The sequence below is a fragment of the Arthrobacter sp. 05L428 genome, assembly GCF_056397665.1.
The window spans coordinates 191,037-207,910 of record NZ_JBFTNW010000003.1; the positions used below are offsets into that span (position 1 = coordinate 191,037).

Here is a 16,874-nt window from a genome sequence, read left to right on the forward strand (position 1 = left end):
GAATGATCGAGTCGCCTGTATGTCGATACCCCGCGGTCACGATCTGAAGTAGTGGTTTCTTCGGGGTGTTTGGTGGGGGTCGAGGTGGGGCGGTGGGATAAACCAGGGGATGCCGTGGCGGGGTTGGATGGTCCATTGTTCTTTGTGGATCAGGTGGTGATGGTGGGAGCAGAGGAGTGTTCCGTTGTCTGCGGAGGTGGTGCCGCCTTGTGACCAGTAGGTGATGTGGTGGGCTTCGCACCAGGGGGCGGGGATGGTGCAGGAGGGGAAGGCGCAGCCTTGGTCGCGGGCGGTGATGGCTTTGCGGAGGTGGGGCGGGAAGAGCCGGGTGGTACGGCCGATGTCCAGGAGGCGGCCTTGGGAGCCGAGGAGGACGGGGATGATGTCGGCGTCGCAGGCGATGGTGCGGATGGTCGCGGCGGTGACGGGTCCGGTGAACGCCAGTGTCCCGGTGCCGGTGTCGGTCTCTGCGCGCTGGTGGAGGCGGTCGAGGAGGTCGCGGTAGTCGATGGTGGCCATGATCTGGGGCCGGAGTCCGCCCGCGGCGGGCAGCCCGCCGGAGCTTAGGGCGACTTTGCAGGCGCCGACGAGTCCGTCGAGGAGTTTCTGCGGCCGGGACCGCCGGTCCATGCTGCCCGGTCCTGTCCCGTCGGGTTCTTCGCCGTTGAGTGCTGCGGTGCCGGTTGCGGTGTTGCCGTCGATTGCCGCGCCCGGGGTGGTGCGGGGGTTGGTGGCGGTGTTCATCACGGTCAGCAGGTGTTCGTATTGTGCGGTGGTCGCGAAGATCTCCAGGTGTTGGAGGCCGTGGCGGGGTTTGCGGAGGAACGCGCCCTGTAACTGGCGGAGGACGTCTTCGGCGGGTTCGGCGCCGTCCTGGTCGATTGCGTCCATCCAGCGCCGGGCGATCCGGGCCAGGAAATCCGGGTCATGTTCCGCGGCGGTGCGGGTCAGGGCGTGTTCCATCCGGGCACTCGTGTCCGGGTCGCAGAGCGGCCGGGCGCGTTCTAGGGCCTGGCTGATGATGGTCGCGGACCGGGACGGGACGGTACCGGCGGCCACGGCGGCGGCGAGTTCCTCGTGCAGGGCCGCCAGAGGCTGGCCGGTGATCCCGGCGCGGGGCAGCAGGGCGCCGGCGAGGGTGAGGCGGCGGTGGGCCTCGACGGCGGTGATCTGCAGCCGGTCCCGGAGGAAGTCCCCGGTCCTGCGGTACCCGTCACCGGCGGCCGGGAGCGCATCGGGGCTCTCTTTGCGGGTGCGGTCCACGGCCCCCGCGGCAACGACCTGCAAATACTCCAACGCCCGGGAAACTTCCTCGACCCGGCCAGCGAACTCCGCCGCCTCAGCGAATCCCAGCAGCGCCGCGTCCCCGGCCGCCGTCGCGCACAACCGTCGGAGCAGCACCAGGACCTCGTCAACAACAGGACCAGCGCTGCGCCCCTCACCGCCCGGCCAACTGGCCGGACGAACGATGAGGGCTGCACCGATTCCCATAACCCCATTCAACTGCCGACCACCGACATTATTAGCCCGCCGCGGAACGCGCACCGAACTGGTAGGCCGCAACTCGACTCGGGCCCGCCCTAATCCAAAACCCGCGGCCGTCCGAACTGCGTCCGAACGCCCGGCGAGAACAACACCGAGTCGGGCGGCCCCGACACAGCGATGCCGGCCGCTGCGACGAGTTGGTCCTCCAACACCGTCACCCGAGCCGGGTACAGCGGCCACGGCGTGTGCGTATTCGGAACGTAGAACGTCTTGCCGCGGAAGCGGGTATGTAAACCAAACCGGGCCGTGAGGTGGACGGACAGCGGATCGGTTGCTCCGGCGTCGGACTCCGGGACTACCGCGAAATCGCTGCGTGCCCCGCCCCGAAACCTGCGCACCGAATACCCGGTCGACGGGTCCGCCAGGTTCGTTGCCCTGAACCGGTCCCGGGACCACACATAGGGAATTCCCGCCACTCGGGCAGCCAGCACCACCGCCAGGCGGGACGCGTCCAGGCTCAGGAAAACCACGCCCCGCGTGCCGTCCGCTTCCCGGGAGTAGAGCCGCACGTTGATCTCGTTGAAGCTGCCGAAGTACGGAATGCCGGGCCCGTGGCCCAAGCCGGCGCCCTGCATGCGGAAACCGATGAGTCCCACCCAAGCCGATCCGTCGAACAGGTCCGGAACAACGCCGGGCGGCATGAATTTCGCGGCAACCGCCTCGGGGATGCGCCAGTGCAGGAACACGGCGTCCGTCCACCGCTGGTCCATGATGACCGGTCGCGGCAGCTCCGGCGCCGCAGGCCAGGGATCGTTTGCCATCGGTTCGCGGCCCGTTAGTTCAGGGCCCGGGTACCGCCCGGAAGTTCTCCGCCGGACAGCAGTTCCGCCGCGGTATCCGCCAGGGCGGTCAGCGCCACGCGCTGGGTCCACGGACCGTATGAGATGCGGGCGACGCCGAGTTCCTGAAGCTTGGCCGGGGCCAGTGAGCCGGGGACGTTGATGACTGACACCTTGTTCCACCCGATGCCGTCCACCAGCGCCTTGACGGTGGCTTCGTCCAGCAGCCGGGGTACAAACACGGTCGTGGCGCCGGCGTCCAGGAAGGCCCGGCCGCGCTCAACCGCGTCCGCGAGCACTGCGCCGGGGTCCCGGTCCTTGCCCTTCAGAAACGCGTCCGTGCGGGCGTTGAGGACAAAGTCGATGCCCTCGGCCTCGGCCGCCCGCACCACGGAACTCATCTGGGTCACCGCGTCCGCGAGCGGCCGCATCTGGTCCTCGATGTTGGCACCAACAATGCCGACGCCGATCGCCTTGCGGGCGGCCTCGCCCGGGTTGCCGTAGCCCGACTCAAGGTCGGCGCTGACCGGCAGGGAGGTCGCCGCGGCAATGCGGCCGACGGCGGCGATCATCTCGTCCAGTGGGATCTTCTCGCCGTCTTCATAACCCAGCGAAGCAGCAATGGAGTGGCTGGCCGTTGCCAGGGCAGTGGTGCCGGGGACGTCGGCGACGACCTTCGCGGTGATCACATCCCAGACGTTGATGACCTGCAGGATCCCGGGCGCGCGGTGGAGACTCAGCAATTCGGTGGCTTTGGCGGCAAATGAATTCGTCATTTCGCGAGCCTAGCCGGAGCCAGCGAGCGCCGAGAAGGGCTTTCCGCTCTCGGGAGAACCGGTCAGCCGCCCGTCGACGGCGCCTGGGCGACCGCCGGCTGCTTCTGCCAGGGCCAGCGTCCGGTGATTTCAAGTTCGAGGGAGAAGCTCAGGAACGTCCGGATCAGCACGATGATGGCCAACACGCCCACGCTCTCGAAGGTGGGGGTGACGGCGACGGTCCGGATGATGTCGGCCGCCACCAGCAGCTCGAGGCCGAGCAGGATGGAACGGCCCAGCAGTTGCCGGTAGGAACGGTAGACCGAGAGCGGTTCGGAGCCGGACGGCAGCTGCCGTGGCTGGAACCCCCGCAGAGCCATCGGGATCGACACCAGCGCGCCGATGACCATGATGGCCACGCCGGCGAAATCCATGAACCGGCCGACCGTCTCGATGATGTGCTGAAAATCCATGCTGCCCCTCGGAAAAGTCGGGAGTGAACTCTAGTGCCCTGCGAGCAAACGCCGCGTCAGGGGTGCCGCTCGCCGACGCCGGCCAGGATGGCACGGTAGCCCTCGCGGAAGCTCGGATACTCGAACTCGAAGCCCGTACCGCGCAGCAGCGCGTTGCTGACGCGCTTGTTCCCGCCACGCGACGGCTCGCCGCCGCCTGCTCCGGCAGCCCCCGACGCCGGTTCGGTAGGCCCTGGCTCCGGGAGCCCCAGCTCGCGGGCCAGGAACCGCAGCACCTCGCCAAGTTCGGCCGGCTCGTTGTCCACGCCCAGGTACACGGGCGCCGGCTCGGCGGCCATGGTGCACAGGTGCACGATGGCGGCAGCGGCGTCGTCGCGGTGGATCCGGTTGGTGAAGCGGGACTCGGCCGGGACCGTGGCGTTTCCGCTGCGCACCTGGTCGATCAGTCGGGTCCGGCCGGGTCCGTAGATCCCGCCGAGCCGCAGGACCACCGGCGTAACCCCGGTGCCGCGCAGGCGGGTATAGAGCAGGTCCTCGGCTTCGCGGATGATGCGGCCGGAGAACCCGCCGGGGGTCGGCGTCGTCGTTTCGTCCACCCAGCCGCCGTCGGCGTCGCCGTACACCGCGGTGGAGGACACGAACAGCACCCGGCGGACCGGCTCACCGGAAGCGGCCACGGCGTCGAGCACACGGGCCAGGCCGTCCACATAGGCCGCCCGGTAGGCTTCCTCGGTGGGGGAATCCGCCGCAATCGCGACGACGACGGCGGTGGTGTCCGCCGGGACCGGCGGCAGTTCGCCGGAAGTCAGGTCAACCGCGGCGCCCTCTATCGCCGTCGGCAGCTTCCCCGGGGAGCGCCGCCAGCCCACCACGCGGTGGCCGGCCGCGGCAAAGCGCAGGCCGGCTTCGGTACCCAGATCGCCGCAACCGGCCAGCAGTACAGTCATACGGGCCAGTCTGCCAGTAAATGCGGGCAGCGCGGTGAGCGACGGAGCCGCCCCTCGCGGGTTTCGTTCGGGCTCGACGTTCGGAAGCGCCGACGGCGGACCGAACCCGCGAGCAGGAGAGTCGCCCGGAGCCGCTAACCGCGCGCCCCGAACTACCGCGCTACCGTGCCGGGATCGGGAAGAACGCCCGGGGATCCTGCAGCAGCGCCGGGTAGTCGAAGTCCCGGCGGGCCAGGACCTCGTTGACCTGGAAGTTGCGTGCAAACACGCCGTCCACCGTGATCGGACGCCCCTGGACCTCGCCGACGGCGAAGGAGCGGCCGCCCTCGAGCGGGATCGCCACGACGGATTTCCCTGGCAGCGTGGTGAACGCCTCTTCCTGGGCCTGGCGCTTGCGGGTGGGCTTCTTCACCAGTGGCTTGGCGGGGCGCTTGCGGGCGTTCTTGTCCGGCCGGCGCGACCCGTTGTCCGCGTAGACGAACTCGTACTCGTCGTCCCCGGCGTTTGCTGCCTTGCCGCGAACCGGCGGCAGGCTGATCGTGTCCAGCTGCTTTGGATCGGTATCGCCCAGCGGCAGGCGGAGGACCCACATGCGGTCTCCTGCGGGATCTTCCGGCAGCAACTCGTGCTTGGGTTCAGGCCACACGTACTCCAGATCCGGATCCGTGCCGGGGAACACCGCAGTGTAGAACCGCTGGTCCTTGGCGAGCAGCCGGGAGCGGTGGCTGGCGTGGAAGTCCGGGTTCCCCAGCCAGTACGGCATCGGGATCTTGGCGGCGTAGTCCGGGTGCGCGGCTTGCGGAGCGAACTCCATGATCTTCTCCCGGGTGGTGTCTTCGCCGCCGCGGGCGGTCCATTCGTCCACCATGGCCAGGCCGTACATCGTCAAAGCGGGGACGTGGCCCATCCACATCCGGACGGCCGGGTGGGACTGCCAGCCGTACTCGGGAATCACCAGCGCGCGCAGCATCTGCAGCGCCTCAACGCGCTGCTTGCCGAGCCGCGCGGGGTCAAGGGCCGCGGCGCTCTGCTGGAAATCGGGGAAGGGGAGGAAAGTCTGCATCTCTCCAGTTTGAGGCCACGGGCCCGCAACGCCAATTGCTGGGCGCCGCGGGTGAGCGTGTTCACATCGCGGATACCTACAGACAGCTCCCAGCCTCGGGATTTATCATTTAGCCCAACCACCCCAGCCGCACGGAAGACCCGCCATGACCCTTGAAGCAGCGGCGCCCTTTGCGCCCAAGTACGGACAAATGCTCGGCCCGGAAGCCAACGGAATCCTGGTCCTCGAAGAATTCACCCTGGACCCTGCCGCGGCCCGCAAGGAGCAGAGCGGTTTCCGCGCGGCCCTGGCCTCGGTGGCCCTGACCATGCGCCGCCTGCTCGCGTTCCGCCTTTTCATCGCCCTCGTCGCAATCGCCAACCTGCCGCTCTTCCTGCTCTCCAGCGGCTGGGAAATCTACGCCATCTCGCTGACCCTCGTGGTGGCCGTGCACGCGGCCGTGTCATGGCTGAACCGGCACGAGCCGCGGCTGCGGCAGCGCCGGCTGCTCGAGCTCCACCTGCACCGGGAGCGCAGCGACAACTACCGCAAGGTCCGCGACGCGGTGAAGTATGTGATCGACACCCCGGCCCGGATGAACGAACAGCTCTACCTGGAACTGCTCGCCGCCAAGCGCGTCGCGTTGCACCTTGCGCAGGGCACCGTGGCCCTGCTGGACACCAGCGACGACGCCGCGTGGAAGGTCCGCATCATCCGCGAACTCCCCAAGACTGCCTGACGCCCGTTCCGGCTCTAGCCCTTCAGGACCGCCCCGAGGTACGGGGCGGTCCTGCTTGTTTTGGAGCGCGCGACGACGGCGGGTTCCCCGGCGGCGATGATCTTGCCGCCGGCGTCGCCGCCGGCCGGTCCCAGATCGATCACCCAGTCCGCGGCGGCCACGACGTCCATCTCGTGCTCCACCACCACGACGGTGTTGCCGGCGTCCACCAGCCGGTGCAGCTGGGCCATCAGGAGTTCGACGTCGGCCGGGTGCAGTCCCGTGGTGGGCTCATCCAGCAGATAGAGCGAGTGACCGCGCTGGGCACGCTGCAGCTCGGTGGCGAGCTTGATGCGCTGGGCCTCGCCGCCGGAAAGCTCGGTGGCGGGCTGGCCTAGCCGGAGGTAGCCCAGCCCGACTTCGCGCAGGGTCTGCAGGGCGCGCGCGGCGGCGGGGACCTCGGTGAGGAAATCGGCCGCCGCGTTGACCGTCATGCCCAGCACTTCCGCCACGTTCTTGCCGCGGTAAGTTACTTCCAGAGTCTCCGGGTTGTAGCGCGAGCCATGGCATTCCGGGCAGGGGCCGTAGCTGCCGGGCAGGAACAGCAGCTCGACGGCCACAAAGCCCTCGCCCTGGCAGGTTTCACAGCGTCCGCCGGCCACATTGAAGGAGAAACGTCCGGCGCCGAAACCACGGGCTTTGGCCTCGTCCGTGGCCGCGAACTCCTTGCGGACGGCGTCGAACAGCCCGGTGTAGGTGGCCAGGTTGGAGCGCGGGGTCCGTCCGATCGGCTTCTGGTCCACCTTCACCAGCCGGTCGATCTGCTCCAGCCCGGACACGGGACCCACGCTCAGCGGGGCGCTGGGCTCCCCGGCGTCGTCGGCTGCTTCCTCTGTGGTGACGGCGTCAGAGTCCGGGTGCAGCCAGGAATTGGCCACCTCGGCGAGGACCTGGCTGACCAGGGTCGACTTGCCGGAGCCGGAGACGCCGGTGACGGCGGTCAGGACACCGAGCGGGAAGCTGGCATCGAGCTCCTGCAGGTTGTGGCGGCTGATGTCGCGCAACTCCAGCCAGCCGGCCGCCTCCCGACGGGCCCGCGGGCCGCCGTCGTCCGCCTTGCCGGCAGCATCCGGGAACAGGTAGGGCCGGGTGACGGAGGCTTCCACTTCGGCGAGGCCGGCCACCGGGCCGCTGTAGAGCACCTCGCCGCCGCCTTCGCCGGCGCGCGGGCCCACGTCCACCAGCCAGTCGGCCCGGCGCACCACGTCCATGTTGTGCTCGACGACGAACACCGAGTTGCCGGAGGACTTGAGCTGGTCCAGCACCGCGAGCAGGGGCTCAGCGTCGGCCGGGTGCAGGCCCGCGGAGGGCTCATCGAGCACGTAGATCACGCCGAACAGCCCGGAGCGCAGCTGGGTGGCGATCCGCAGCCGCTGCATCTCGCCGGGGGAGAGGGTGGGGGTGGAACGGCCCAGCGCGAGGTAGCCCAGGCCCAGGTCCAGCAGCACGGTGACGCGCTGGAGCAGGTCGCGGGTGATGGCAACAGCCACCTCGTTGGACTCGCCCGAGGACTGCTTCCGCGACGCCGTGCCCGCGGACGTGAGCTCGGTGGTGGGGCGGATAATCGCGGCCAGCTCGGTCATCGGCACCGCGTTGAGCTCGGCGATGGTCTTGCCCGCGAACGTCACGGCAAGCGCCTCGGGACGCAGCCCGCTGCCGCCGCAGCGCGGGCACGGGCCGGTTTCCATGAAGCGCAGCACCTTCTCGCGCATGGTGCTGCTCTTGGAGTCCGCGAGCGTGTGCAGGACGTAGCTGCGGGCGCTCCAGAAGCGGCCCTTGTACGGCTTGGCCACCCGGTCGCGCTGCGGCGTCACCTCCACCACGGGCTGTTCCTCGGTGAAGAGGATCCAGTCGCGGTCCTTCTTGGGCAGCTTCCGCCAGGGGGTATCGACGTCGTAACCCAGGTGGGTGAGGATGTCGCGCAGGTTCTTGCCCTGCCAGGCGCCGGGCCACGCGGCGATGGCGCCGTCGCGGATGCTCAGCGAGGTGTCCGGGACCAGCGAGGATTCGCTGACCGTGTGCGCGATGCCGAGGCCGTGGCATTCGGGGCAGGCGCCGGCCGCGGTATTGGGGGAGAACGCGTCCGAGTCCAGCGATGCGGCGCCGTCGGGGTAGCTGCCGGCGCGGGAGAAGAGCATCCGCAGCGAGTTGGACAGCGTGGTGACCGTGCCCACGGTGGAACGGGAGCTGGGGGTGCCGCGGCGCTGCTGGAGCGCGACGGCGGGCGGCAGCCCGGTGATCAGCTCAACCTTGGGGTTGTGGCCTTGCTGGATCAGCCGCCGGGCGTAGGGCGCCACAGATTCGAAGTAGCGGCGCTGGGCCTCGGCGTAGATGGTGCCGAAGGCCAGGGAGGACTTCCCGGAGCCGGAGACGCCGGTGAAGGCGACAATCGCGTCGCGGGGCACGTCCACGTCCACGTTGCGCAGGTTGTTTTCCTGGGCGCCGCGGACCCGGACGAAACCATCCGTGGGGCGGTCCGGCGCCAGGCCGGCAAGATCGGAAGCCTGCTGATTATTCTGCATCTGTTCGACTCTATCCGTCCTTGCTTCCGGCAGGCATATCCTTACCGAATGGAAACTAACAATGGCGGCGTCGACGCGGCCCAGGCTGAGGGCGTCCCCGAGTTCGCGGAGGTCCCGGCAGGAGTCCATGCCGCGCTGCCCGTGGCCGAGCTGCACCTGCATATCGAGGGCACGTTGGAGCCGGAACTGATCTTCGCGCTCGCGGAACGAAACGGGATCGCGCTGCCCTACGCGGACCTGGACGAGCTGCGCGCGCGGTACGAGTTCACGGACCTGCAGTCGTTCCTGGATCTCTACTATGCCAACATGGCCGTGCTGCAGACCGAGCAGGACTTCGCCGATATGACCCGCGCGTACCTGGCGCGCGCCGCCACAGCCGGGGTGCGGCACGCCGAGATCATGCTGGATCCGCAGGCGCACCTGTCCCGCGGCGTGTCGCTGGCGACGTGCGTGAACGGCGTGGCCTCCGTGCTGGCCACCTCCGCGCAGGAGTTCGGCGTCTCCACCCTGCTCATCGCCGCGTTCCTGCGCGACCTCTCCGAAGAGTCGGCGCTGGAGGTGCTGGAGCAACTGCTGGCGATGGACGCGCCGATCGCCGGCATCGGGCTGGACTCGGCGGAGGTGGGCAACCCGCCGTCGAAGTTCGAACGGCTCTTTGCCCGCGCCAAGGAGGCCGGACTGCACCGCATCGCGCACGCCGGCGAGGAGGGCCCGCCGTCGTACATCATCGAGGTGCTGGACGTGCTGGGCGTGGAACGGATCGACCACGGCATCCGCTGCATGGAGGACCCAGAGCTGGTGGAACGCCTGGTCAACGAACTCATGCCGCTGACCGTCTGCCCGCTCTCCAACGTCCGGCTCCGCGCGGTCGACACCCTGGCCGAGCACCCGCTGCCGGGCATGCTCGCGGCCGGGCTCAACGTCAGTGTGAACTCGGACGACCCGGCCTACTTCGGCGGGTACGTGGATGAGAACTTTGCCCAGCTCAAGTCCGTGATCGGGCTCTCCGAGTTCGACTGCGTGCGGCTCGCCGCCAACTCCATCCGGTCCTCCTTCGCGAGCGAGGAACGCAAAACCGAGCTGCTGGCCGAACTGGCAGCCTCGGGACGCTAAAGCCCTTGACGCAACGCGGGATCACTTACGGCCCATGCCACCCCTGGGGATGGGCCGTAAGTGACCCCGCGTTGTGGTCTCAGACGTCGATGCTGTCCATGTGCGGGTAGCGCGCGCCAGCGGCGACGCCGGCCGGAGCCAGCTCATCGAGCCGGGCGAGGTCGTTCTCGGAGAGTTCGACGTCGACGGCGCCCAGGTTCTCCCGCAGCCGTTCGCGCTTCTTCGTCCCGGGGATCGGCACGATGTGCTCGCCCTGCGCCAGCAGCCACGCGAGGGCCAGCTGCGCCGGGGTGCAGCCCTTCTCCGTGGCGAGTTCCGTCACCCGGTCCACAAGCTCGAGGTTGCGGGTGAAGTTCTCGCCCTGGAAACGCGGCGAGTGGCGGCGGAAATCGTCCTCAGCGAAGTCTTCCTCGCTGCGCAGTTGGCCGGTGAGGAAGCCGCGGCCCAGCGGGCTGTAGGGGACGAAGCCGATGCCGAGTTCGGCGAGGACCGGGAAGATCTTGGTCTCCGGCTCGCGCTCCCACAAAGAGTATTCGGTCTGCAGCGCGGTAATCGGGTGCACGGCGTGGGCGCGGCGGACGGTGTCGGCGCTGGCTTCGGAGAGGCCCAGGTGCTTGACCTTGCCGGCCTGGACCAGCTCGGCCATGGCGCCGACGGTTTCCTCGATCGGCACGGTCTTGTCCACCCGGTGCTGGTAGTACAGGTCGATGTGGTCGACACCGAGGCGCTGCAGGCTCGCGTCGCACGCGGCCCGGACGTACTCGGGCGTGCCGTTGATGCGGACCCACGAACCGTCCTCGCGGCGTTCGTTGCCGAACTTGGTGGCGAGGACGACGTCGTCGCGGCGTCCGGCGATCGCGCTGCCTACCAGCTTTTCATTGGTGAACGGGCCGTACATGTCCGCGGTGTCCAGCAGCGTTCCGCCCGCGTCGAGGAAGGCATGGATGGTGGCGACGGACTCCTTTTCGTCGCCTTGGCCGTAAAACTCGCTCATGCCCATGCAGCCGAGCCCAAGGGCGGAGACGGTGAGTGAGCCGAGGGTGCGTGATTCCATGGAGATCTCCTGAACCAGAGGGGAGTGCCGCAGATCAGCCCCGAGCGAGCGGGGGCGGCGGCGATCAACCCACTCTAGCCAGCTTGTTTGCCGTGGGCAACGGGTTTGCCCAGCCGCAGCAGCAGGGCAGTGAGAGCGGTGACGGCCGCACACACCGCGGCTCCCCAAACGATGTCGGTCAATGCCACCACGGCGGGGAAGTCCTTGAGGATCGCGAACGCGGTCAGGGCCCAGGTTGCGTAGGTGAAGAAACCGAACAGCGCCGCCCCGGCCGCCCGGCTCCGCAGTGTGGCATTGGGATCGTTGGGGCGGATGCCGTAGTGCACTATGCCCACGACGTAGACGACGTAGAACAGCACCGCGCCCAGGACGTTGAAGCTGGCGGGGAGCAGGTGCCCGATCTGGCTGCGGTATTGGTTGTTCGCCACGGTGCTGATCCAGAGGGCGTCGATGCCGGCAAAGATGACGGCGGCAACTGCGTAAGCGAGCAGCCACTTCTTGGTGGGACCGGTCATGGTGGCTCCTCTTGTCGGCAAGGTGCTGGCGTTCCCCGAAGTATAGGCGGCGGCCAGTCAGGGCTGCGATTCTCCAGTATTGAACAATACTGATGGTGGCGGGGTTCCCCGCCCCGGAGCGCCAGCGCTTGGCGACGCCTGTGAAAGGAACATCCTGATGAAAGACTCGGACCGCAAAGCCCTCGCCAGCATTCCCGGGGTTGTCGTGATTGGGGCGCTGCTGGCGGTTGCCGGCAGCCAGGGCGGCGCCGTGGCCGGCGGGATTCCCGTTTTCGCGCTGGCCGGCGGGGCCGCTTTCCTGATCCAGTGGCTGGCGTTCATTCCGGCGTTCCTGGCGCAGACGGAAAAGTTTTTCGACCTGACCGGGTCGCTGAGCTACATCGCCGTCACGCTGCTGCTCGTCCTGCTCACTCCGGGCATCGACGCGCGGGGATTGTTGCTCGCGGGTTTGGTGCTTGTCTGGGCGGTCCGGCTGGGTACGTTCCTGTTCCGTCGGATCAGCCGGGCCGGCAAGGATGACCGTTTTGACGACATCAAGCCCTCCTTTGTCCGCTTCCTCAGTGTCTGGACCATGCAGGGCATTTGGGTGGCGTTCACCGCCGCTGCCGCGTGGGTGGCCATGACATCCGCGAACCGGGTAGCGCTGGATGGCTTCGCCGTAGCCGGCCTCCTGGTGTGGGTGGCGGGCTTCGGCTGCGAGGTTTTGGCGGACTCCCAGAAGTCCCGGTTCAGTGCGGACCCCGCCAACAAGGGCAAGTTCATCTCGACAGGTTTGTGGGCGAAGTCCCGGCACCCGAACTACTTTGGCGAAATCCTGCTCTGGGTCGGCGTCGCGATCATTGCCTTGCCCACACTGCAAGGTTGGCAGTGGGTTGCCCTCATCTCACCGGTGTTCGTGGCTCTGTTGATCACCAAGGTCAGCGGCGTACCGCATCTCGAAAAGAAAGCCGACACCAAGTGGGGCGGCCAGGCCGACTACGAGGCGTACAAGAAGAACACCCCGGTGCTGATCCCCCGGATCTAGCCGCACAGCGGCACTCCGGTCCGTCATAGTGGGTCACGACACCCAGAGTTAACCCGGTCCGGTCGCGGAACCTGCCGAACCTTGGCAAAATGCAGGTGGATCAATTGCTTCTAAAGGAGACCCATGGGCGCGAACGCTGCGGAAAACACGAACCTTCGGCTTAAGGCTGTGCTGGACGTCCTGGCCGAGGGGGTCTGGTCAGGCGAAAAACTGAACGCCGGCGTCGTGCTGGGCGAGGCCATCGCCCGGGTGCCGCTCAATGACCATGAGCGCGAACTGCTCAGCGGCGGCATTCCCCGCGGCCACAAGGCCCTCACCACCGCGACGGCCAAGCTGGTCAAGGCCGGCTGGCTGGTCAAGGGCCGCTCCGGCTGGACCATCACCGAGGACGGCCAGCGCGCTACGGTCGCCTTCGCCGACCCCGCCGCCTTCACGGCAGCGCTCGACGCCGGTACTCCGGTCCCGGCCGACACCCCGCTGCCGTCCGCCCCGGCCGGGAAAGCCGCCGGCAAGCCGGCGCCCAAGACAGCCCCGAAGGCCGTCCAGGTGGCGGAAAAGGTCGCCGAAAAGGTGGCCGACACAGCTGCCAAGCTGGTCGAAGAGGCCGTGGCTCCGGTGGCGAAGGCCGTCCGGAAGCGTAAGGCGGCGTCCGAGGCGTCCGCCGAAGCCGCCCCTGCAGCAGGCGTGGTGGCCATCGAGCAACCAGAGGCGGTTGCCGTTGCCGGCGATTTCACCGTCCTGCTGGGTGCGCCTGCCAACTGGGCCCCGCAGTACGACGAGGTCCAGATGCAGCTGGACGAGGTGGACCAACTCTGGAAGCTCGCCGCGGAACTGCCGGCCGGCTCCTACAGCTTCAAGATCGCGATCAACCGGTCCTGGGACGAGAACTACGGCGCCTTCGGCCACTTCGACGGCGCCAACCACGAGGTGCACCACCGCGGCGGCCTGCTGGTCATCCAGTACGACCACCGGACCCACGACATCGTCATCGACTAGGCGCCCGGCGAGGAGTCAGTCCCGACCCTCTACAAACAACGCGGGGTCACTTACGGCCCATCCTGGCTATCAGGATGGGCCGTAAGTGACCCCGCGTTGCTATAAACCGCGGTTCAGAACCTTGTGGGGTCGGGCCGCGGCGGCACAGGCGACGGCGGCGGGACCGGCCCAGGATCCGGGATCGGCAGCGGGCCCGGCGTCGGCGTGGGTCCCGGCGTCGGACTTGGCCCGGGCGCCGGCATGGGGGCTGGCGGGGTCGGCCCCGGATCCGGCGGGAACGGATCGCCGGGCTGCGGCTCGGGCGACGTCGGCCCCGGTTCCGGCGGGAACGGGGACGGCTCGGGCGCTGGGGGAATGGTCATGGCTCCGATTATCGACCTGCACCAGCCGCGAGGGAAGACTGGCCCGGCAGGGCGGGCCTAGTTCTGCGCCGCGATCGACTTGTCGCGGTCCTCGAACACATCCTCGCCCGGGCCGGAGAACGCACGGGAACGCTGCACGGCCTCGATGGAACCGGTGAACAGCTGTGAATCGTGCGGATCGGAGGGCAGCCGCGAGGCGGTGTCGTCCGCCGCGGAGAGCTTGCCCGGACGGCGGGGCGCGGGCGGCGTCGAGGCTCCGGCGGCCGGCATGGACTCGAGCCGGACGTGCGGCAGCGCCGTCGGGTGTTCCTGCTGCAGGAAGAGCACCAGCTCTTCGCGGATCAGGCAGCGCAGGTCAAAGAGCGAGGCGCTGTCCCCGGCGCTGACCAGGATGCGAACCCGGACAAAGCCCGCCGTCGCGTCGGTGATCTGCAGGATGCCCACGCGCTTGTCCCAGAGTTCGGTCGAGGCGAGGACCTTCTTTAGCTCCGCCCGCATGGCCTCCACGGGGGCACGCCAGTCGAGGTCGAACTCCACGGTGCCCATGACCTCGGACTGGCGCCGCGTCCAGTTCTCGAACGGGGTGGTGGTGAAGTACGTGGAGGGCAGGATCAGCCGGCGGTCGTCCCAGATGTGGACCACCACGTAGGTCAGGGTGATCTCCTCGATCCGACCCCACTCCTTCTGGACCACCACGACGTCGTCCACCCGGATCGCGTCCGTGAAGGCGAGCTGGATGCCGGCGAAGACGTTGACCAGTGAGGTCTGCGCCGCGAGACCGGCCACAATCGAGATCACGCCGGCAGAGGCCAGCAGCCCCGCGCCGAGGGCCTGGATCGCGGGGAAGGTCAGCATGATGCTGCCCAGCGCCACGACCGCGATCAGCGCGACGCCGATCCGGCGGGCCAGGATCACCTGGGTGCGGAGCCGCCGGGCACGCCGGTTGTCCGCCACGTCCACCCGGTACCGCGTGAGGACCATGGTTTCGATGATGAGCAGCACGGCGATCGCCAGCCAGGCGACGGAGCCGATCAGCGCGATCGCCAGGGCGTGGTCCACGTTGCGGCGCCAGTCGGCGTCGTCGGTGGTCACAGCCAGCGCGATCCGCACCCCGATCAGGCAGAGCGCGAAGCGCAGCGGCAGCCGTGCCATCCGGGAGGTTTCCCGGAGGGCCTCCTGCTTGCGGTTGAGCCGGAGGATGACACGGCGCACCAGCCAGGAGGCGGTCAGCCCGGCGGCCACGGCCAGGGCCACGGCGAGGAAGGGCATGGCAGAGCTCAGAAAGTCTTGCATCCTTCAAGGTCTAGCAAGCTTCGCTGATCAACTGAAATCGGTGGAATGTCAACGTGGGTCTGGTCACCCCAACGCTCCCGCGCCGCATCCGTGCCCCACCGGAGACAATTCGGGACCTAAGCCCCTAGGATCCGCGGGGCAAAGCCCCAGAATAGTGCCACCACTTGCATCTCTGGGGGAGGGTGACATGAGCCATAGGATCTCATTCGGCACATTAGGTTCCGCCGCGTTCTGCGCGGCGGTTTTGTTGTCTGGGTGCGGGTCGCCGGCGGCGGGGCCAGCCAGCAGTGCGCCGGCCAGCATGTCGCCAGGCACGACGTCGGCCTCCGCTACCGCGAGCGCCTCGCCGACGGCGGAATCACCGTCTCCCTCGAGCAGTTCCGCACCCAGCTCCACGACGACGGCCCCGGCGGGCTGGAAGTCGTACACGACGCCGGACGGGACTCTGACGTTTGACTACCCGGCGACCTGGTCGGTCAAAGTGACCGGCAGTGCTGCCGCGCTGGTGAGTGACTACGGCAAAACCATGGCGACGCTGCGGACCCAGGCGGGACCGGCACCGGCGTGCAGCACCAAGTCGCAGTTCATGGCCTACGACTCCGCGCCGATCCCGGCCCTCACCCAGTCCGGAGTGACCCCAAGGTTCGCCTATGAGGCACGGGTCGATTCCGCCGCGGCCGATCCAAGTAAGGCGCAGACGTACGCGTACGGCATCACCTCCGCGCCGAAGCCCGCCGGAACCGAGGCCTGCCCGTTCGCGCAGTCCTTTACCTGGCCGCCGAACACGGCGTCCTTTGGCGGCATCTATGACCCGTTCGACACCACGCCCGGCAAGCCCATGCATGTGGACACGCCGGAGGTATACAAGGACACCGCCGAGTACAAGATCATCCGGCAAGCCCTGCTCTCCCTGCGACCGGCGGGGAAGTAGTCCGCCGGTGGCACGTGCTCGGCAAATGGCGGGCGCCGCGCTTGCGCTGGCCGTACTGCTCGCCGGCTGCGCAGCCCCGGTAACACCGACGGAGAGCACGGCACCCACCACTAGGACGGTGCCCGGCTTACCGACTGCAGCAACGGCAACGCCGCCGGAGACAACGCCGTCGGACTGGCAGACCTTCACAACCTCGGACGGCCTGTCCTTCGACTACCCGCCCGGCTGGACCGCCCGGGATCCCGGCGGTGACCTCGGTGGAGCCTTCGTGGATGTCTCCAACGCGGCTGGGAAACCGATGGCCCAGCTGCGCACCAACATCGTCACCGGCGCGGAGTGCACCGTGCAGTACCCGTACCAGGTCTACGATTCACAACCGCTCCAGGCCCTGGTGGAAGCGGGCAGCGCGGACCGGGGCGTTCCACGCTATGTCTTCGAATCCCGCGGTGACGGCACCGGACCGGGCCCGAGCCCGAACACCACGGCCGCCTACGGGATCACCATGATGCCGGAGGAAACCGGGCCGCTCGCTTGCCCCATGTTCCATCTCTTCCTGTGGCCGCCGAGCGGGGCGTTGTTCGGCGGCACCTACAACCCGGCGAACAACCTCACCCCCGGCCCGTCCTCGTTGCCGTATCTGGAGAAGGCGAAGCGCTACGCCGGCACGGAGGAATACCAATCAATCCGGAAGATGATTACGTCCCTGCGGCCGGCGAAGGCGACGGGGTAGCCGCACCCAGGCGCG

The 16,874-nt window shown here is 68.5% G+C and carries 17 protein-coding genes; 7 read left to right on the top strand and 10 right to left on the bottom strand.

What is annotated here, in order from left to right:
• Window positions 1–36: 36 nt before the first annotated feature.
• The 6 genes from AC1DH3_RS09500 to AC1DH3_RS09525 all read right to left on the bottom strand — a co-directional run bounded on the left by AC1DH3_RS09500 (window position 37) and on the right by AC1DH3_RS09525 (window position 5,562).
• Window positions 37–1,491, bottom strand: a complete 1,455-nt coding sequence (locus tag AC1DH3_RS09500) for an HNH endonuclease signature motif containing protein (protein ID WP_441418339.1) — start codon at window positions 1,489–1,491, stop codon at window positions 37–39.
• A gap of 89 nt (window positions 1,492–1,580) precedes the next feature.
• Window positions 1,581–2,306, bottom strand: a complete 726-nt coding sequence (locus AC1DH3_RS09505) for a YqjF family protein (RefSeq protein ID WP_441418340.1) — start codon at window positions 2,304–2,306, stop codon at window positions 1,581–1,583.
• A 14-nt stretch (window positions 2,307–2,320) separates the two neighbouring features.
• The gene (locus AC1DH3_RS09510; RefSeq protein WP_476909152.1) at window positions 2,321–3,100 is read right to left on the bottom strand and encodes an isocitrate lyase/PEP mutase family protein; all 780 of its coding nucleotides are present in this window, start codon (window positions 3,098–3,100) and stop codon (window positions 2,321–2,323) included.
• A 62-nt stretch (window positions 3,101–3,162) separates the two neighbouring features.
• A complete protein-coding gene (locus AC1DH3_RS09515; RefSeq protein ID WP_441418342.1) occupies window positions 3,163–3,552 on the bottom strand; it encodes a DUF1622 domain-containing protein in 390 nt (129 codons plus the stop codon).
• Between the two features lie 56 nt (window positions 3,553–3,608).
• A complete protein-coding gene (locus AC1DH3_RS09520) occupies window positions 3,609–4,499 on the bottom strand; it encodes an SDR family oxidoreductase (RefSeq protein ID WP_441418343.1) in 891 nt (296 codons plus the stop codon).
• A gap of 160 nt (window positions 4,500–4,659) precedes the next feature.
• Window positions 4,660–5,562 (bottom strand): MSMEG_6728 family protein, encoded by a 903-nt coding sequence (locus tag AC1DH3_RS09525; RefSeq protein ID WP_441418344.1) that lies wholly within the window; start codon window positions 5,560–5,562, stop codon window positions 4,660–4,662.
• Window positions 5,563–5,707: 145 nt separating this feature from the next.
• On the opposite strand from AC1DH3_RS09525, the gene AC1DH3_RS09530 reads away from it, so the two are divergent.
• Window positions 5,708–6,280: a hypothetical protein gene (locus tag AC1DH3_RS09530; protein WP_441418345.1), complete on the top strand. Its 573-nt coding sequence runs from the start codon at window positions 5,708–5,710 to the stop codon at window positions 6,278–6,280.
• A 14-nt stretch (window positions 6,281–6,294) separates the two neighbouring features.
• Here AC1DH3_RS09530 and uvrA read toward each other — a convergent pair whose 3' ends face one another.
• Window positions 6,295–8,841 (bottom strand): excinuclease ABC subunit UvrA, encoded by a 2,547-nt coding sequence (uvrA, locus tag AC1DH3_RS09535; RefSeq protein WP_441418346.1) that lies wholly within the window; start codon window positions 8,839–8,841, stop codon window positions 6,295–6,297.
• Window positions 8,842–8,889: 48 nt separating this feature from the next.
• On the opposite strand from uvrA, the gene AC1DH3_RS09540 reads away from it, so the two are divergent.
• On the top strand, window positions 8,890–9,954 hold the full coding sequence (locus tag AC1DH3_RS09540) for an adenosine deaminase (RefSeq protein WP_441418347.1): 1,065 nt from the start codon (window positions 8,890–8,892) through the stop codon (window positions 9,952–9,954).
• A gap of 79 nt (window positions 9,955–10,033) precedes the next feature.
• Here the strand turns inward: AC1DH3_RS09540 and AC1DH3_RS09545 are convergent, their stop codons facing one another.
• On the bottom strand, window positions 10,034–11,008 hold the full coding sequence (locus AC1DH3_RS09545; protein ID WP_441418348.1) for an aldo/keto reductase: 975 nt from the start codon (window positions 11,006–11,008) through the stop codon (window positions 10,034–10,036).
• A gap of 74 nt (window positions 11,009–11,082) precedes the next feature.
• A complete protein-coding gene (locus AC1DH3_RS09550) occupies window positions 11,083–11,523 on the bottom strand; it encodes a DUF2177 family protein (protein WP_441418349.1) in 441 nt (146 codons plus the stop codon).
• A gap of 157 nt (window positions 11,524–11,680) precedes the next feature.
• On the opposite strand from AC1DH3_RS09550, the gene AC1DH3_RS09555 reads away from it, so the two are divergent.
• Both AC1DH3_RS09555 and AC1DH3_RS09560 read left to right on the top strand, forming a co-directional pair.
• Window positions 11,681–12,547, top strand: coding sequence for a DUF1295 domain-containing protein (locus tag AC1DH3_RS09555; RefSeq protein ID WP_476909153.1), 867 nt, complete (start codon window positions 11,681–11,683; stop codon window positions 12,545–12,547).
• 123 nt (window positions 12,548–12,670) lie between these two features.
• A complete protein-coding gene (locus AC1DH3_RS09560; RefSeq protein ID WP_441418351.1) occupies window positions 12,671–13,543 on the top strand; it encodes a pullulanase X25 domain-containing protein in 873 nt (290 codons plus the stop codon).
• A 419-nt stretch (window positions 13,544–13,962) separates the two neighbouring features.
• Here AC1DH3_RS09560 and AC1DH3_RS09565 read toward each other — a convergent pair whose 3' ends face one another.
• Window positions 13,963–15,198 (bottom strand): mechanosensitive ion channel family protein, encoded by a 1,236-nt coding sequence (locus AC1DH3_RS09565; RefSeq protein WP_476909154.1) that lies wholly within the window; start codon window positions 15,196–15,198, stop codon window positions 13,963–13,965.
• A gap of 255 nt (window positions 15,199–15,453) precedes the next feature.
• On the opposite strand from AC1DH3_RS09565, the gene AC1DH3_RS09570 reads away from it, so the two are divergent.
• The 3 genes from AC1DH3_RS09570 to AC1DH3_RS09580 are packed head-to-tail and all read left to right on the top strand — an operon-like array spanning window position 15,454 to window position 16,859.
• A complete protein-coding gene (locus AC1DH3_RS09570) occupies window positions 15,454–15,654 on the top strand; it encodes a hypothetical protein (RefSeq protein WP_476909155.1) in 201 nt (66 codons plus the stop codon).
• 25 nt (window positions 15,655–15,679) lie between these two features.
• Window positions 15,680–16,129, top strand: coding sequence for a hypothetical protein (locus tag AC1DH3_RS09575; RefSeq protein WP_476909156.1), 450 nt, complete (start codon window positions 15,680–15,682; stop codon window positions 16,127–16,129).
• Window positions 16,130–16,136: 7 nt separating this feature from the next.
• Window positions 16,137–16,859, top strand: coding sequence for a hypothetical protein (locus AC1DH3_RS09580; protein WP_476909157.1), 723 nt, complete (start codon window positions 16,137–16,139; stop codon window positions 16,857–16,859).
• The last annotated feature ends 15 nt before the right edge of the window (window positions 16,860–16,874 follow it).

Coding starts and splice junctions, on each gene's coding strand:
- AC1DH3_RS09500 (WP_441418339.1), bottom strand. CDS start 1,491: ATGGGAATCGGTGCAGCCCTCATCGTTCGTCCGGCCAGTTGGCCGGGC.
- AC1DH3_RS09505 (WP_441418340.1), bottom strand. CDS start 2,306: ATGGCAAACGATCCCTGGCCTGCGGCGCCGGAGCTGCCGCGACCGGTC.
- AC1DH3_RS09510 (WP_476909152.1), bottom strand. CDS start 3,100: ATGACGAATTCATTTGCCGCCAAAGCCACCGAATTGCTGAGTCTCCAC.
- AC1DH3_RS09515 (WP_441418342.1), bottom strand. CDS start 3,552: ATGGATTTTCAGCACATCATCGAGACGGTCGGCCGGTTCATGGATTTC.
- AC1DH3_RS09520 (WP_441418343.1), bottom strand. CDS start 4,499: ATGACTGTACTGCTGGCCGGTTGCGGCGATCTGGGTACCGAAGCCGGC.
- AC1DH3_RS09525 (WP_441418344.1), bottom strand. CDS start 5,562: ATGCAGACTTTCCTCCCCTTCCCCGATTTCCAGCAGAGCGCCGCGGCC.
- AC1DH3_RS09530 (WP_441418345.1), top strand. CDS start 5,708: ATGACCCTTGAAGCAGCGGCGCCCTTTGCGCCCAAGTACGGACAAATG.
- uvrA (WP_441418346.1), bottom strand. CDS start 8,841: ATGCAGAATAATCAGCAGGCTTCCGATCTTGCCGGCCTGGCGCCGGAC.
- AC1DH3_RS09540 (WP_441418347.1), top strand. CDS start 8,890: ATGGAAACTAACAATGGCGGCGTCGACGCGGCCCAGGCTGAGGGCGTC.
- AC1DH3_RS09545 (WP_441418348.1), bottom strand. CDS start 11,008: ATGGAATCACGCACCCTCGGCTCACTCACCGTCTCCGCCCTTGGGCTC.
- AC1DH3_RS09550 (WP_441418349.1), bottom strand. CDS start 11,523: ATGACCGGTCCCACCAAGAAGTGGCTGCTCGCTTACGCAGTTGCCGCC.
- AC1DH3_RS09555 (WP_476909153.1), top strand. CDS start 11,681: ATGAAAGACTCGGACCGCAAAGCCCTCGCCAGCATTCCCGGGGTTGTC.
- AC1DH3_RS09560 (WP_441418351.1), top strand. CDS start 12,671: ATGGGCGCGAACGCTGCGGAAAACACGAACCTTCGGCTTAAGGCTGTG.
- AC1DH3_RS09565 (WP_476909154.1), bottom strand. CDS start 15,198: ATGCAAGACTTTCTGAGCTCTGCCATGCCCTTCCTCGCCGTGGCCCTG.